At 45.8% G+C, this 14,867-nt stretch carries 14 protein-coding genes; 10 read left to right on the top strand and 4 right to left on the bottom strand.

The genetic code is table 11. From position 1 onward, the window contains the following. Positions 1-89 precede the first annotated feature (89 nt). The gene (locus tag WD077_06930; GenBank protein MEX0966954.1) at positions 90-797 is read left to right on the top strand and encodes an outer membrane beta-barrel protein; all 708 of its coding nucleotides are present in this window, start codon (positions 90-92) and stop codon (positions 795-797) included. Here WD077_06930 and WD077_06925 read toward each other — a convergent pair. After that, on the bottom strand, positions 775-2,400 hold the full coding sequence (locus tag WD077_06925) for a GNAT family N-acetyltransferase (GenBank protein MEX0966953.1): 1,626 nt from the start codon (positions 2,398-2,400) through the stop codon (positions 775-777). The two genes, WD077_06930 and WD077_06925, sit on opposite strands and share 23 nt — an antisense overlap. Before the next feature lie 414 nt (positions 2,401-2,814). Between WD077_06925 and mbhE the strand changes: the two genes are divergently transcribed. From mbhE to mnhG, 7 genes are all read left to right on the top strand, one after another. Beyond that, positions 2,815-5,127 carry a hydrogen gas-evolving membrane-bound hydrogenase subunit E gene (gene mbhE / locus WD077_06920; GenBank protein MEX0966952.1) on the top strand — a complete coding sequence of 771 codons (2,313 nt, stop codon included), beginning with the start codon at positions 2,815-2,817 and terminating at the stop codon, positions 5,125-5,127. Next, positions 5,124-5,534, top strand: a complete 411-nt coding sequence (locus WD077_06915; protein ID MEX0966951.1) for a Na+/H+ antiporter subunit B — start codon at positions 5,124-5,126, stop codon at positions 5,532-5,534. Before mbhE ends, WD077_06915 begins: the two co-directional genes overlap by 4 nt. 2 nt (positions 5,535-5,536) lie before the next feature. Next, positions 5,537-5,878, top strand: a complete 342-nt coding sequence (locus WD077_06910) for an NADH-quinone oxidoreductase subunit K (GenBank protein ID MEX0966950.1) — start codon at positions 5,537-5,539, stop codon at positions 5,876-5,878. Positions 5,879-5,945: 67 nt separating this feature from the next. Then, positions 5,946-7,469: a Na+/H+ antiporter subunit D gene (locus WD077_06905; protein ID MEX0966949.1), complete on the top strand. Its 1,524-nt coding sequence runs from the start codon at positions 5,946-5,948 to the stop codon at positions 7,467-7,469. Continuing rightward, a complete protein-coding gene (locus WD077_06900; GenBank protein ID MEX0966948.1) occupies positions 7,462-7,962 on the top strand; it encodes a Na+/H+ antiporter subunit E in 501 nt (166 codons plus the stop codon). Before WD077_06905 ends, WD077_06900 begins: the two co-directional genes overlap by 8 nt. Then, complete coding sequence (locus tag WD077_06895) at positions 7,959-8,234, top strand: monovalent cation/H+ antiporter complex subunit F (GenBank protein MEX0966947.1); 276 nt, start codon at positions 7,959-7,961, stop codon at positions 8,232-8,234. The genes WD077_06900 and WD077_06895 overlap by 4 nt, the downstream gene beginning before the upstream one ends. Further along, on the top strand, positions 8,231-8,572 hold the full coding sequence (mnhG, locus tag WD077_06890; GenBank protein ID MEX0966946.1) for a monovalent cation/H(+) antiporter subunit G: 342 nt from the start codon (positions 8,231-8,233) through the stop codon (positions 8,570-8,572). The genes WD077_06895 and mnhG overlap by 4 nt, the downstream gene beginning before the upstream one ends. A 182-nt stretch (positions 8,573-8,754) precedes the next feature. Here the strand turns inward: mnhG and WD077_06885 are convergent, their stop codons facing one another. After that, on the bottom strand, positions 8,755-9,693 hold the full coding sequence (locus WD077_06885; GenBank protein MEX0966945.1) for a bifunctional riboflavin kinase/FAD synthetase: 939 nt from the start codon (positions 9,691-9,693) through the stop codon (positions 8,755-8,757). A gap of 48 nt (positions 9,694-9,741) precedes the next feature. Continuing rightward, complete coding sequence (gene truB / locus WD077_06880; protein MEX0966944.1) at positions 9,742-10,482, bottom strand: tRNA pseudouridine(55) synthase TruB; 741 nt, start codon at positions 10,480-10,482, stop codon at positions 9,742-9,744. Positions 10,483-10,636: 154 nt separating this feature from the next. On the opposite strand from truB, the gene WD077_06875 reads away from it, so the two are divergent. After that, the gene (locus WD077_06875) at positions 10,637-10,990 is read left to right on the top strand and encodes a DUF1801 domain-containing protein (GenBank protein MEX0966943.1); all 354 of its coding nucleotides are present in this window, start codon (positions 10,637-10,639) and stop codon (positions 10,988-10,990) included. Positions 10,991-11,043: 53 nt separating this feature from the next. Next, complete coding sequence (locus WD077_06870; GenBank protein MEX0966942.1) at positions 11,044-11,583, top strand: DUF1697 domain-containing protein; 540 nt, start codon at positions 11,044-11,046, stop codon at positions 11,581-11,583. Between the two features lie 342 nt (positions 11,584-11,925). Here WD077_06870 and WD077_06865 read toward each other — a convergent pair whose 3' ends face one another. Next, positions 11,926-14,607 (bottom strand): PKD domain-containing protein, encoded by a 2,682-nt coding sequence (locus tag WD077_06865; GenBank protein MEX0966941.1) that lies wholly within the window; start codon positions 14,605-14,607, stop codon positions 11,926-11,928. Positions 14,608-14,867 lie beyond the last annotated feature (260 nt).

Below are 14,867 nucleotides of genomic sequence, written 5' to 3'. Positions count from 1 at the left end.
ATTTTGCAACCTTTTAATTCTGAATATCAACGGAATTGAACATTGGGTACTTACGACACTTTAGTATGCTAATTTCCATTTTAAACGCTTTGCCTGTAATTATCTGCCGCATTCTCTTTCTGGTATTGCTCCTATTGCTGCTCTTCTCGAATGGCAAATTGGTAGCACAAAATATGAACACCCCGTTTTACGATCTGAAACCGGTCCATTTTGGCGTTTTCTTCGGGACGGATGCTGCGCACTTCAGGTACGAACTGAGTGAGGATTTCTATGCCACCGACAGCGTTCAACGCATCAACATGGTGCGATACCCCGGCATCCAGTTCGGAGCAATCAGCAACTTCCGCCTCGGGGAGCATTTTGACCTTCGCTTTACACCAACCCTGATCCTTGCCCAGCGCGGAATAGAATACACCCTGAACGACACCACGCCCCGCAGCCTCAAGGAAATCGAATCAGTAATGGTGGAGGCTCCGCTGAGCATCAAATTTAAATCTACCCGCCACCGGAATATCCGCTACTATATATTAGCAGGCGTGAAGTATGGATATGATATTTCTTCGGATGCCGGCAGCGCCCGAAACATAAACAAGCCGGAAATTTATGTGTATCCTCATAATTATTATTATGAATACGGTTTCGGGCTCGATCTGTATTTCCCTTATTTCAAATTTTCTCCGGAATTAAAACTCAGCCGCGGACTGGTGAACGTGCTGGAACCTGACCGCTCCATTATCAGCCGTTCTTTCGATAAGCTCTTTTCGCAATTCTGGTTTATTTCCCTTCTTTTTGAATAATCTCCACTTCCTGCTTATCCTCTTTCACCTTCTCCGCCTGGCCGGTTTTCACATTATAGGTCCAGGCCAGGTTGTAAAGATCTAATCGCCTGTCCTGCAGGTTCCGCACACTTCCTTTCGTATTCAGTTCCTTCAGCAAGTCCAAGTCAATATCAGCGATCAGCGTCATCTCCGTGTTAGGTGTAGCCTCCGCGATAGTAGCATCGTGCGGAAACGCAAAATCTGATGGCGAAAAAACTGCCGCCTGCGAATACTGGATGTCCATGTTTTCCACGCGTGGCAGGTTGCCAACGCTGCCGGTAATTACCACGTAACATTCATTTTCAATGGCCCTGGCCTGTGCGCATCTTCTCACCCGCAGGTAGGCATTCTTGGTATCGGTCCAATAGGGCACAAACAATATCTTCATTCCCTGGTCGCTGAGAATGCGCGATAACTCAGGAAATTCCACATCGTAGCATATCAATATTCCTATCTTTCCGGCATCGGTATCAAAAGCCACCAGCTTATCGCCACCCTGAAGTCCCCAGTAGTTTTTCTCATCAGGCGTTACGTGGAGTTTGTATTGGGCATCCCAGGTTCCGTCACGCCTCAGCAGGTAAGAAACATTGCGAAGCTTATGATCCTCATATTCAGGCATGCTTCCGGCAATTATGTTGGTATTATAAGAAATAGCCAGATCGAGCAGCCGCTCCCGAAGCCTTTCAGAATAATCGGCCAGCGAACGGATGGCATCAGCCGGTGAAGCCTCATTATACTGGGCCATGAGCGGCCCGGCAAAAAATTCAGGAAACACCACAAAGTCAGCATTGTAGCTGCCCATTGTGTCAATAAAAAATTCAATCTGCTGCATCAGGTCCTCAAAATCACGAACCCTCCGCATTTGCCACTGCACCACGCCAATGCGCACCACAGTTTTTTTGGCCCCGATAAGTTTCTCCTTTTCTTCGTAATAAATGTTGATCCATTCCAGTAGCGTTGCAAAGGACTTGGAAGCTTTATCTTTCTTATTATAATTAGTAAGAATTCGCCTCACATGGAAATCATTGCTGATCTGAAATGTCAGGATCGGATCGTAGATCTCTTTATTCTTTACCCGCTCAATATATTCCCGTGGTGTCAGGTCTTTTGAATATTTCAGGTAGCCGGGAATTCTCCCTCCGGCAATGATGGCGCGGAGATTCAGCTTTTCACAAATCTCTTTCCGGGCATCATAGAGCCTCCTTCCCAGCCGCATTCCCTGGTACTCAGGATGCACAAAAACATCCACCCCGTACAGCGTATCGCCATCAGGATCGTGCGTGGAAAAGGAGCCGTTCCCGATGATCTCTTCGTAGGTATGCTTGTCCCCGAAATCGCTGTAAAGCACAATAAGGCTCAGCGCTGCAGCCACAACGGTTCCTTTGTCCTCAATGCAGATCTGGCCCTCCGGGAATTTCTTCAGTTGAGAAAGATATTCCTTCCTTGTCCATGAGCCGCCAATGTTAGAATACACCTGGTCCATGATCAGTTTAATATCATCAAAATCCTTGACCTCAAGCGTACGCAATACCAGCCGGTGCTCAAATCCATTATTTATAGTTTCAACATCTTTATCAGCCATCTTTCCTTAAATTTAAAATTCAATTAATAAAGCACACGGGTGCAGGCAATGTTCATAATTCAATTGTAATGAAAACCGGTGGTTCACTTTTTTCAAATACAGCCTCTGGCAATAGCCCCCGCAAAGATAGCAGCATAATGAATGGCTCCTTTCATTTTTTAAAAAACGCTTAGCCTAACCTTCCTGAGCATTTTATGAAAATATCAAAACGGAAATATTAGTTTTTAATTAAAAATTGAATAACATAATTATATTTAAAATTTCCGTTTAAGTGAAAAATTTAAATCCGGCAAACAAGGCTTTGCAATACCTCCGGAGTAATTCCCTGCTTAAAACCAAAGCAAATCATTGATGTTACTGTGAAAGCTTCACGGATGGCCCTCTTACATCCATAGCAGTCCAAATGAGGTTCTAATGACTTTAGCTGTTCTCCTGGCATTTATTGTCGCCATATTTATTCCCGTCATCACCCGGCTTTTCAGGCAAAAAACCGGGTATATCCTGGCCTTGCTGCCGCTGGGAATATTCGTATGGTTTTTACAGCAAAATCTTGAAAGATCCGGACAAACCCCGCTGCGGGAAGCCATAAGCTGGAACGAATACTTTAACCTGGAACTGGCATTTTATTTAGATGGCCTGAGCCTCCTCTTTGCCATGATTATCAGCGGCATAGGAGTTCTTATTTTCGCTTATGCCGCCCATACTATGCGCGATCACCGGTATTACATCCGGTTTTTCATCTTCCTCACTGCATTTCTGGGTTCCATGCTTGGATTGGTGCTGGCGGATAATGTGCTCACCCTGGTGGTATTTTGGGAATTAACGAGCATAACGTCTTTCCTGCTCATAGGATTTGACCATGAAAAGGAAAGTGCCCGGAAGGCTGCTCTCCAGGGTTTGCTGGTGACGGCTCTGGGCGGCCTCGCATTGCTGGCGGGCCTGGTACTGCTTGGAGGAGAAACCGGAACCTACACCATTTCCGAACTCCTGCAATGGGAGGGCGATTTGACGGCTTCTCCGGTTTATGCGGCCATTGTGATATGCGTGTTGCTGGGAGCGTTCACCAAATCTGCACAGATACCATTTCATTTCTGGCTACCGAATGCGATGGCCGCGCCCACGGCTGTGAGCGCCTTTCTGCATTCAGCCACAATGGTAAAAGCCGGAATTTTTCTCATCGCCCGCTTCTCGCAAATTCTGGAAGGCGATCCTTTGTGGAACGGAACGATCACCGTTTTTGGAGCGCTTACCATGCTCACGGGAGCGGCAATGGCCATTGGCGCTACGGACCTTAAACAGATCCTGGCATATTCTACCATCAGTGCATTAGGCATCATGACGCTCTCTTTGGGAATAGGCTCGGAGGCCGCGATTGCTGCGGCCCTGGTGTACGTTATTGCACATGCTTTTTATAAGTCTGCACTTTTCATGATTGCCGGTATCATTGAAATCAAAACCGGTTCGCGCGAGCTACAGGATCAGCCGGAAGGTCTTTTCAGGAATATGCCGGTATCCTTCGCAGTGGCAGCCGCAGCCGCACTTTCGCTGGCCGGGATCATTCCGATGTTCGGGTTCATTGCCAAGGAAATGCTTATTGAATCAGTGCTTTTAGCCCGGCAGTACTCAATGCTTTTGGTGGCGGCAGTGGTCATTACCGGAGCCCTTTTCACGGTTATCGCACTCATCCTCACGCATCGCACTTTTTTCAGTAAAAATAAAAAGGGTAGTAACGAGGCAATAAAAGAAATCACTCCCTGGCTTTTCCTTCCCGCCCTTTTACCTGCCCTTGCCGGGTTGGTGGTAGGAGTTTTTCCCGGTTCGGTGCAAACGCTGGTCACGCAAGCTGCCTCGTCCATTTCTCCCGGAGTTGACCCGCTGAACATTTCCCTATGGCATGGATGGAACCAGGCGTTATTGCTTAGCATTATTTCTCTTGCAACCGGCTTTATTATTTATTTAATTTACCATAAATCCCAAAAATGGGGCGAAGAGCGATCCTTTAAATATCCGCGTTTTACGCCTTCATCAATTTATAATTATTCGCTGGTGGTACTGAAAGAAGTGGCCGCATGGCAAACCCGGATTTTGCAACGGGAACATCTCCGATATTATATAATGGTGTGCTTTATCACCTTTATAGTTGCTATGGCCTACACTTTCTTTTCACGGGCGGAGCTCAGGGTTAATATTTCGGATACCAACCTCTACGTTTTTGAAGTTGTGCTGGGAGTAGTCATGATCCTGGCGCTGATATTTATTCTTGCCATAACGCACAGGATTGGCTCGCTGCTCTCTCTGGGCATTGTGGGGATTATCGTCTCCATTATTTTTCTGGAATATGGAGCCCCGGACCTCGCCATTACCTGGATTTTAATTGATGCGCTTACCATTACGGTTTTTGTTCTGATCCTGCACCGGATGCCGAAACGTGAAGTACGGAAATCCCGAATATCTATAGCGCGTGATACCGCAATATCAGTGGCTGCCGGTGCCATGATCACCGCCATTCTTTTTTCCCTCACGAATGATCCGCTCCATTCAAAACTGAAGGAATTCTATGCAGCCAATAGCCTGACAGAGGCGCACGGAAGAAATATTGTGAACGTGATCCTGGTAGATTTCCGGGCACTTGATACGTTTGGTGAGATCACCGTCCTGGCTATTTCTGCCCTCGGTGTTTACACGCTTATCAGGCTTTCAATGAACAGAAAAAAAGAAAAGGCATGAACTCCCTCATTCTCTCTGTGAGCGCAAAACTTATTGTTCCTGTCATGCTGCTGTTTTCCGTGTATCTGCTTGCAAGAGGCCACCATCTGCCAGGTGGCGGGTTTGCAGGAGGGCTGATGGGCGGAGCAGCGCTGGTGCTATACGCTTTTGCCACGAACGTAAAGCGGGTATTGAGGCGAATCCGCTTCAGCCCCGTCACCATTATCAGTGCAGGACTCCTGATAGCATTTGCCAGCGGGCTTCCGGCTATTTTCCAGGGCCAGCCTTTCCTTACCGGGCTTTGGCTCAACTGGGAAGTGCCTTTCCTTCCCGTCCCCGGCACTCCATTGTTTTTTGATATGGGTGTTTATTTGTGTGTGATCGGGACTGTTTTGTTAATAATCTTTCCAAACATTCAAAGTGATTAAAAATGGAAGTCTGGTTATCCATATTAGTGGGAATATTATTTACAGCCGGTGTTTATTTATTGCTGCATCGCGATTTCGTTAAGCTAATCATTGGGATCGTAATTATCAGTAATGCCACGGCTCTGTTCATTTTTGCTGCCGGAAGAATTGTCCGCGAGGAGGCTCCCATCATTGAAAATGAAGAAGCGCTGCCACAACTCGAAGCCTTTGCAGATCCGGTGCCCCAGGCGCTGATTCTCACCGCGCTGGTAATTAGTTTTGGCATCCAGGCATTTGCTCTCACGCTTTTTAAGAAACTATACGATATGCCCGGAATTGAGGAGATTGACGATTTGAAAAAATAGTTAATTTAATCTATAAATTAAAAATATATAATTTAAATAAAACTGAAATTAAAGCCTTAAACGAATAATGCAGGCAATAATACTCGCCCCAATTCTTCTTCCTTTTCTGACGGCCGTTGGCTGCCTGCTCTTATTTAAAAATAAAGAATGGCAAAAAATAATTTCAATGGCCGGAAGTATTATCCTTTTTGCGGCTTCTGTATATTTATTTTTTATGGTTGAAGAACACCGGATCCTGATTGTGCAGTCAGGCGGCTGGCAGGCGCCTTTTGGTATTTCTGTGGTGGCGGATATATTCTCAGCCATGATGGTGGGCATTACCAGCCTGATGGGATTGATGGTGAACATTTATGCTTTGCAGGATATGGACAAAGCCCGCAACCGTTTCGGGTTTTTTGCCCTTTTTCATTTCCTCCTGATGGGCGTAAACGGAGCTTTCCTGGCCGGAGATATTTTCAACCTGTACGTTTGGTTTGAGGTAATGCTGATCTCTTCTTTTGTATTGCTCACCCTGGGCGGCACGCGTGATCAGCTTGTAGGAGGCGTGAAATATATGCTGCTCAATTTCATTGCTTCCACTTTTTTGCTGGCAGGAACCGGCATGATATACGGCATCACCGGCAGCCTGAATATGGCAGATGTAGCGCTCTTTTTCCGCGAGCATCCTGAAAATCCTTTGATCACTGTTGCTGCCGTGTTCTTCATGATTCCTTTTGCCCTGAAATCCGCGATGTTTCCTGTCTTCTTTTGGCTGCCTTCCTCTTACCATACGCCCCCTATTTCCACTTCGGCCATTTTTGCCGGTTTGCTTACCAAAGTGGGCGTTTATTCGCTGATCAGATTTTTTACTTTAATTTTTGTGAATGACGTAAGTTATACGCATTCCATATTACTGGCCGGTGCAGGATTCACGATGATTACTGGCGTGCTTGGCGCTGTTGCCATGAATCAAATGAGGCGAATCCTGTCTTTCCACATTATCAGCCAGATAGGATATATGGTGATGGGCCTGGCGCTTTTTACCCCGCTGGCGCTGGCCGGAGCCATATTTTATATTATCCATCATATTATCGTAAAAACCAATCTTTTCCTGATATCCGGTGTTGTAGAAAAAATTAAAGGTTCTTCTGAACTTGAATATATCGGAGGGTTGTATAAAAGTTTTCCATTGCTTTCACTTTTGTTTCTCATCCCGGCTCTGTCTCTTGCCGGACTGCCGCCCCTTTCCGGCTTCTGGTCTAAATTTATTCTCATAAAGGCGGGCTTTGAAATTCAGGAATACACCATTGTGGTAGTGGCCATTATCACCGGTTTGCTTACCTTATTTTCCATGACCAAGATCTGGAACTTTGCTTTTTGGAAAAGTGATCCATCAACGCAAAACGACCGGATATTCAGCGAGCCGGTGTTGTTCAAATCTCACTGGCAAATGCTTACACCCATCATTGTTCTGGCACTTTGCACCATTTTTATTGGTTTGTTCTCTGGCCCGTTAATGCACTATTCCACTCTGGCAGCAGAACAATTAATGAACCCTGACGAATATATTAATGCAGTTTTAACGCAGCCAGAATTTCAACCGGATGAATAGTTTCAAAATACTTGTGGCCCACCTCTTAGTGGTGATTATAACCGGCTTTTTTCTTCATGAAGAATTACATTCGGTGATGGCTGGCCTTTGGGAATTTGCAATTTATTGCGGCTTCTTTACATCTCTGTGGCTCACCAGTTTTATTTATAGCAGAAAGTATTTCCGCCAATTTTATTATTTTATTTTATTAATGATATTTTTTATAAAAGAATTATTTATAAGCAATTTAAAAATAGTGTGGTACGTCATTACTCCTGATCTTCAGTTTACACCTGCCGTACTTGCGCTTCCACTCACGGTAAAGTCGGATGTGGAAATTGCGCTGCTGGCCAACCTCATTACACTCACGCCCGGCACACTGACGCTGGAAATAAGTGACGATCATAAATTTCTTTTTTTTCATATTATTAATGTACCCAATAAAGATCCTGAAGAAGCCAAACGACAAATAAAAGAGGGCTTTGAAAAACGAATCCTAAAAATGACAAGATGAACTATTTTGAATTTCTTTTGCTCGTTGCCTTTTTAGCTCTTATCGTGGCATTTCTCATTACAATGATCCGGTTCATGTATGGTAAGCAGTTCGTAGACCGGGTCATCACCTTCGACCTGATGACTGCCAACCTGATTGGCGTGATTGCCATTTATTCAATTTATTCAAATGAACCGCTGCTGCTGGATGTGGCACTGGTGCTGGCGCTGATCGGCTTTTTCGCTATTGTTGCTTTTGCTTATTATATTAAATACCGAAAAAAAGAAGAATGAAAGAGATCCTGGTTTTAGTATTTGTTTATGCAGGCGTGTTCCTCATGTTTGTCGCTTCCCTGGGGCTCTTCCGGCTCCCTGACGTTTATACGCGCATGTCTGCGGTAACGAAGGCGGTTACCTTTAAGGTCGGCCTGATTTTGATAGGGGCGTGTATTTTTTTTAATACGGTGCCTATTATTATTAAGGCGATTCTCATTATTTTATTTTTGCTTCTCACCACCCCGGTTTCATCCCACCTTATGGCCCGAGAAGCTTATCTTCACAAACTCCCGCTATGGAAAAAAACATTGACAGACGAATTTGCCAAATATCTGCGAACAAAGAAAAAGAAATAAGCAGGATTCTAATGATGAATATCCCTGCCTGCTTTTGTTGAATTCTGAGTTTTACCAAAAAGAAAATATGGCTTCAGCAAACTTTACTTCCCTGGGGTGAATACACTTGTATTTAAAATAAAACTTTGGGTTACTTTGAGTCCTGAAGCCTTTGTGTCTAAAGTCCGGATTTTTTTTAAATCTCAGGTCTTGTGTTTTTCAAGCAATTCAAATGCATGGTGCTGATCCGCCTCCATTTGCTCCTTCAGTTCGTCAACTGATTCGAACTTAATTTCATCCCGCATCCGGTAAAGAAAGCGTATACAAATTTCCTTTCCGTAAATGTCATCCGTAAAATTGAAGATATGCACCTCAATGGTGCGGCCTTTCCCTTCAATAGTCGGGTTAAGGCCGGTATTCAGCATTCCGTACCAACTTTCATTTCCAATGATTATTTCGGCTACATACACGCCATCAGCCGGGATCAGCTTATATGGTTCGTTTAATTGGATATTAGCGGTAGGATAACCCAATTGGCGGCCCAGCTTTTCACCGGCTGCCACCGTTCCCTGAAGAAAATAACTATAGCCAAGAAATTCATTTGCCTGCTCAATTTGTCCGGCTTCCAGTGCTTTGCGGATCTTTGTACTGCTCACGTTTACATCATCAATTTGCTGTGCTGATATCTCCTCCAGCGCAAACCCATATTTGGGTGCCAGAGCTGCCAACTGCTCCAGCGAGCCTTCCCTGTTTTTCCCAAAATGATGGTCGTAACCAATCACCAGTGTATGTACACCAATTGCATCCACGAGTATCTGCTGCACAAACTCCAGCGAAGTGGTGCGCGAAAAATCTATAGTAAATTCAATGATAAGCAGGTTTTTCAGTCCAGCCTCACGCAGCAGGCCGGCCCGCTCGTCCAGCGTATTCAGCAATTTCAGCGAATCATCATCCGGGTTGAGCACCATGCGCGGATGCGGCCAGAAAGTCATCAGCATGCTTTCGCCCTGCTCTGCTTCCGCAATCGTGTTGAGCCTGTCGAGGATCTGCCGGTGCCCGATGTGTACGCCATCAAAAGTTCCCACCGTAAGGATGGGGCGTGTGATCCTGGGTAGTTCCTTTAAACCTCTGAATATTTTCATGTAATAAAAATCATAGCGGTGAGGGCTGGCAATTTAGGGCAATAACCGCTAATCTCCCTCCGATTGTTCGTGCATAATGCGCGTCTGTTCGCTCCATGCCTCCAACCGCGGAGCCAGCGCCTCTATGCTCAGCGCCTCGTCCACCGTATGCTCACCAATTGCTGTACGCCTGAGGCTCCCCAGGTAGCCGCCACTTTGCAGGTTGCGGCCCAGGTCCCGCGCCAGCGCCCGGATGTAGGTACCCTTGCTGCACTTCACTTCAAAATGCACCTCCGGCATCTTCACGTCCGTAATGCTGAAATATTCCACATGCACCTCGCGTGGCTGCAATGCTACTGCTTCGCCTTTTCGGGCTCGCTTATAGGCCCGCTGCCCGCCCTGCTGCAATGCCGAGAAATCAGGAGGCTGCTGCATCAAGGTGCCCTCCATTGCTCTTGCCGCAGCAATAATATCTGCCTCTGCAATGTGCGCCACCGGAAACTCGCGGCTCACCTCCGTTTCGCGGTCAAAAGAGGGCGTCTCTGCCCCAAGGATGATGGTGCCGGAATAAACCTTCTCAAGCCCCTGAAAAGTGTGGATCTGCCGCGTCATTTTGCCGGCACAAACAATCAGCAGCCCCGTGGCCAGCGGATCCAGGGTTCCTGCATGGCCTACCTTTTTGAAGGGCACCCGGTATCGAATCTTATTCACCACATCAAACGAAGTCCACCCTTCCGGTTTATCAACGAGCATAACCTCGCCATTGTCTATTTCGAAGATGTAAGTACCGGGCGTTTGGCGTGTCAACATTATTTTCGGATAGTGTTTTCGCGGGCGAAGTTCAGGGTTTGTGCGGAATTGAGGGCGGTAAAACTTTCTTGCTAACACCTTTTTGTTAAAATTAATGCAAATATTTGCGAAATAAAAAAGAATGCTTTGGAATAACTAACCAATAGTTTTAATTATGAAATCTGTAGATGAATACATTAGCAATTTTCCCGGGAATGTGCAGATCTTGCTGAACAGGATCAGATCGATTATTAAAGAAAAAGCTCCGGATAGTATTGAAGGCATCAGCTATGGTATACCTGGCTACAAAACCAATGGAAAACCGCTCGTATATTTTGCGGGTTATAAAAATCATATTGGTTTTTATGCCACGCCATCAGGCCACGAAGCGTTTATTGAAGAACTCTCAAAGTATAAACAAGGAAAAGGTTCCATTCAATTTCCACTTGATAAACCCATTCCTTTTGACCTGATAAGCCGGATGGTAGAAAGAAGGGTAATGGAGAACCTTGCAAAAACTGCAAAGTAGCCGGGCAATCCTATCGTTTTTCATTCCTTTGCCTTTTAATTACGCAATAAAAGATGGCACAAACGTTTATCGCACTGCTCAGGGGCATCAATGTAGGCGGGCACCATAAAGTACCGATGGCGCTTCTCCGCCAGGAAATGGAAAGGCTTGGTTTTGAGAATATAATTACCCTGCTAAACTCCGGTAACGTAATATTCAAGGGAGCCGGGGGCCAGGAGGAAAAGCTCGAGAAAAAGATAGCCGCTCACCTTGAAAAAGCTTTTGGTTTTGCCATACCGGTTTTGGTTCGCAAAGCAGAAGCGATCATTAAACTGGTCAAAGCTGATCCTTTTAAGGAAGTGAAAGTGACCGATGACATTCGCCTCTATGTATCCTTTCTGAAAGAACCTCACGGAGTATCGCTAAATCTTCCCTGGATTGCTGAAGATCAATCCTTCAGCATCATAAACGTGCGGGAAAAAGAAATTTGCAGCGTACTGGATTTGTCTGTCACCAGCACACCTAAAGGAATGGAAGCGCTGGAGAAATTTTATGGAAAAGACATTACAACCCGAAACTGGAAAACAATACTCCGGATTGCAGAAAAAATTTGAGCAATTAAAAAATTAATATAAATATTTAAATATCGAATAACATTTAATGGGATCGTTATATGGTTTTATTTTTAATTAATTGGAAATATTTGAGACCGTCTTTCCCAACTTCATTAATAAAAGCTTATGAGGTGGTTTCACGCAGCTAAAATAAGGTTGGCTTACTTCTATTTACAGTGCTACTAAGGTTTTAAAGATCTAAAGAAATGAAAATAAGGTTATTGTTAGATCCTTGATTTTTTCTTTATAGCAACTTCACAAAACTGAGATGATCCATTCGGCCTTCAGACCTTCAAGGTTTTAAAACCTTGAAGGTCTTATATATAATCGGAACGGGGAAACTCACTTCACCAGCAACAGCGTCCCTTCGCTTTCTGTGTATTTATTGTCGCTACCGAATACGCGCAACTTGTAGAGGTAAACGCCTGCCTGTGCAGGTTTTCCATTGATGCTGCCGTCCCAGCTTTGGTTAAGGTCGCCTGAAGAAAATACCTGCTCCCCCCAGCGGGTGTAGATTTCCATCTTGAAGGAATGGATGCCAATGGCGGTGGCGCTGAACGTGTCGTTGTAGCCGTCACCATTGGGGCTGAAGGCCGTGGGCACCCAGACGGTGGGCTGATAAGGCAGGCACAGGCGGTTGCTAAGGCTGACAAAGTTTCCCTCCTTCTTCACGGCTTTTATGCGGTAACAGGTTTGGTATTGCCCGTTTGTGGGTGTGAAGTCCAGTTTGTAATCTGCAACGGGTTGCGGCATAGAGGCTACGGAATCGAAAGTGCCCTCCGGCTGCTGAATCTCGATTGTGTAGTGGCCAACGCCATTGGGCCATTCTTCATAAGCCGAAAAGCGGATGAGGTTGAACTCATTGCCATGGCTGGTTCCGGAAAGGTGGATGGTGGTGGCCACACGGCCTGCAGAGGATTGTTTGCCGCAACTGTCGCTGGCGGTAATGCGGTAGGTTACCGGCTGCGCTGCCACGGGCGCACCGTGGTCCGTGTAGTCGGTAAATGATGTTTTTGCCAACTCCGTGAAAGTGCCGTCATCCAGCCGGAACACTTGGTAGAGCCGGGCCAGCGGGTGCGGCTGCCATTGCAGCGATACATGCTGGCTGGCTGTAACCGTGGCTACCACCGTATGAATGCTGTCATTTTCAGAGAAGCCATCTGAAACATCCACGGCCACGGAATCTTGCGTGATGCAGCCGGTGGGTGAGAGCAGAATTTGATGCACCCAGAAATCGCCCGGTTCGGGGAAGCTGATCTCCGGATCGGGAATATGAAGGCCGGTGAGGTGGCCGTAGTAGTAGGTATAGTGCGTTACCTGCCCCTGCGATTGATCCGTGACTTGCGCAGTGAAAGGCGCACAGCCCGAAGCAGCACTGAGCGAAAAGCCCGGTTTGGGGGCAGGCAATATCTCTACCACCTGCTTTCTGGTAATGGTATCGCTACAGAAGCCGTTGTTGTAAATCAGGCTCACGGTATAGCTGCCGTTTTCGGTGTAGATGTGGGTGGGATTTTGTTCCGTGCCGGTGGTGCCATCACCGAAGTGCCATAGCCAGCTTTCACCGCGCGTGGTATCCAGGGTATCGGTGGTGGATGCATCCGCAAACCGGAAGCCCAACCACTGGCAGCCGGTAGTATCTTCTGTGGTAAAAGTTGCCTGGGGGCGGGAAATAAACAGCACACTGTCACTGTACCACTGGTTGTAGCCCGCTGGCGTGGTGGCCCGCAGCTTCACGAGGTATTTCCCCGTGCGCGAAAATTGATACGAGGGTGCAAACCCTTCAACGCTGTCGGTAATCCCGGTAAAATGATCGGCAAAGAACCAGGTGTAGGTGCTGAAGAACTGGGTGTCAGATACATTCTGATATCTGTAGCTGCAGTTTTGGGTGTAGCGGAATTTAACGGATTTATAGGCATTGATGATGTTGGGGAAGGCAAAGCGGCTATACTGGTTTTGGGGATAGTCAATATACTGAAATTCTAGCTGCATGGCCTCCCCTATAGAGTCAGGAGAATGGATCACCGCCATGTGGTCATGCCCAATAGGGTTGACATAAATTTTTCCATTGGGTGCAAGTTGAAGTGAAGCAAACCCATCATTAGCAGGAGGAAACACCCAATGCCGGGTAGATTTTATATCCGGTGCATAACGCTGGTATTGGGCCAGAGGCTGTCGGTTTGAACTATAGACTTGGCCTTTATTATCATGACCATATCCTACAATATACAGTAAAGAATCATTGGGTGAAAATGTAGCATCCTGATACCGGAAAAGTGTTTCTTGATTGAATTCACGGATAAATTGCTCTAGGATGCTTTGATTGGAAAAAACGCCTGAACCCGGATCAAAATCGTAGATATATACAAAACTGTCAAAAGTGGAACTGCATTCGATCAAAATCTTCCCATCCCGTGAAGCTTTTATATTTCCTATGCCTTCAAGGGCTGGCATATAGGAAGTAACGGGGGAGCCAATTCCAGCTTCCGTAATTGGAAAGGCAAAGAGGCTGTCCCCACTCCGGGTGATGACCCAGTAATCCTTTTGATTGACATGCTGAATGGCCGTGATTTTATGGCAGGTTTTTTTAAAAAAAGGTACTTCCTTTGTTGCAATTCCTCCTAAACCATTATTCAACCGCATGTCTATAACAGAATAGGTAGCACCGTCCTTTTTAACACCAACACCGCCCAGAATATTATCTACCAGAAACAGATAATACAGGGATGGTTGGCCGACAACAGGAAGGATAATAGCGGCTTGGGAATAGGAACCGGATTCCTGTCCAAATTTCCCATCAGGTATGAATTGATGATTCCTATTGTATATCGAATCATCGAGACAATAAAATAGTAACCTGCCCAGGCTGTCACAATAGCTGGCACAAGAAGCCGTACCTAGCGATGCCCCATTGGTTATAACTGTAGGGGGTTCCGTATTAAAGTCAAGGCCGTTTTTACTCCCAAAAATCCAGACATTCCCCTCCTGCGCCAATAGGCAGGAGGGGAATGAAAGGAGTATGAACATTAAATATTTCATTGGATAATAAACTTGCCCTGGATAACGATAAGACAAACTGCTGCGAAAAGCCGTAAGAAAGAATTCATATTTTTCATAAGGGTTATCTTTTAATGTTAGGTGTGAAAAAAATGAATTCCGGGGAAGTCGTTATCAAAGATACTATTAAACTCAATACAGAAAATCTATCCTGGCGATTGTTGCGTTGATACTAAAAATCAGCGCTTTAAATCCAATTGATATCATATATTGTTGCAGCAAAACCCTTG

This window comes from Bacteroidia bacterium (assembly GCA_040880525.1).
Lineage (GTDB): Bacteria > Bacteroidota > Bacteroidia > CAILMK01 > JBBDIG01 > JBBDIG01.
The sequence above is the reverse complement of the archived record's forward strand: the minus strand, read 5'-3'. Positions and strand labels throughout refer to the sequence as shown.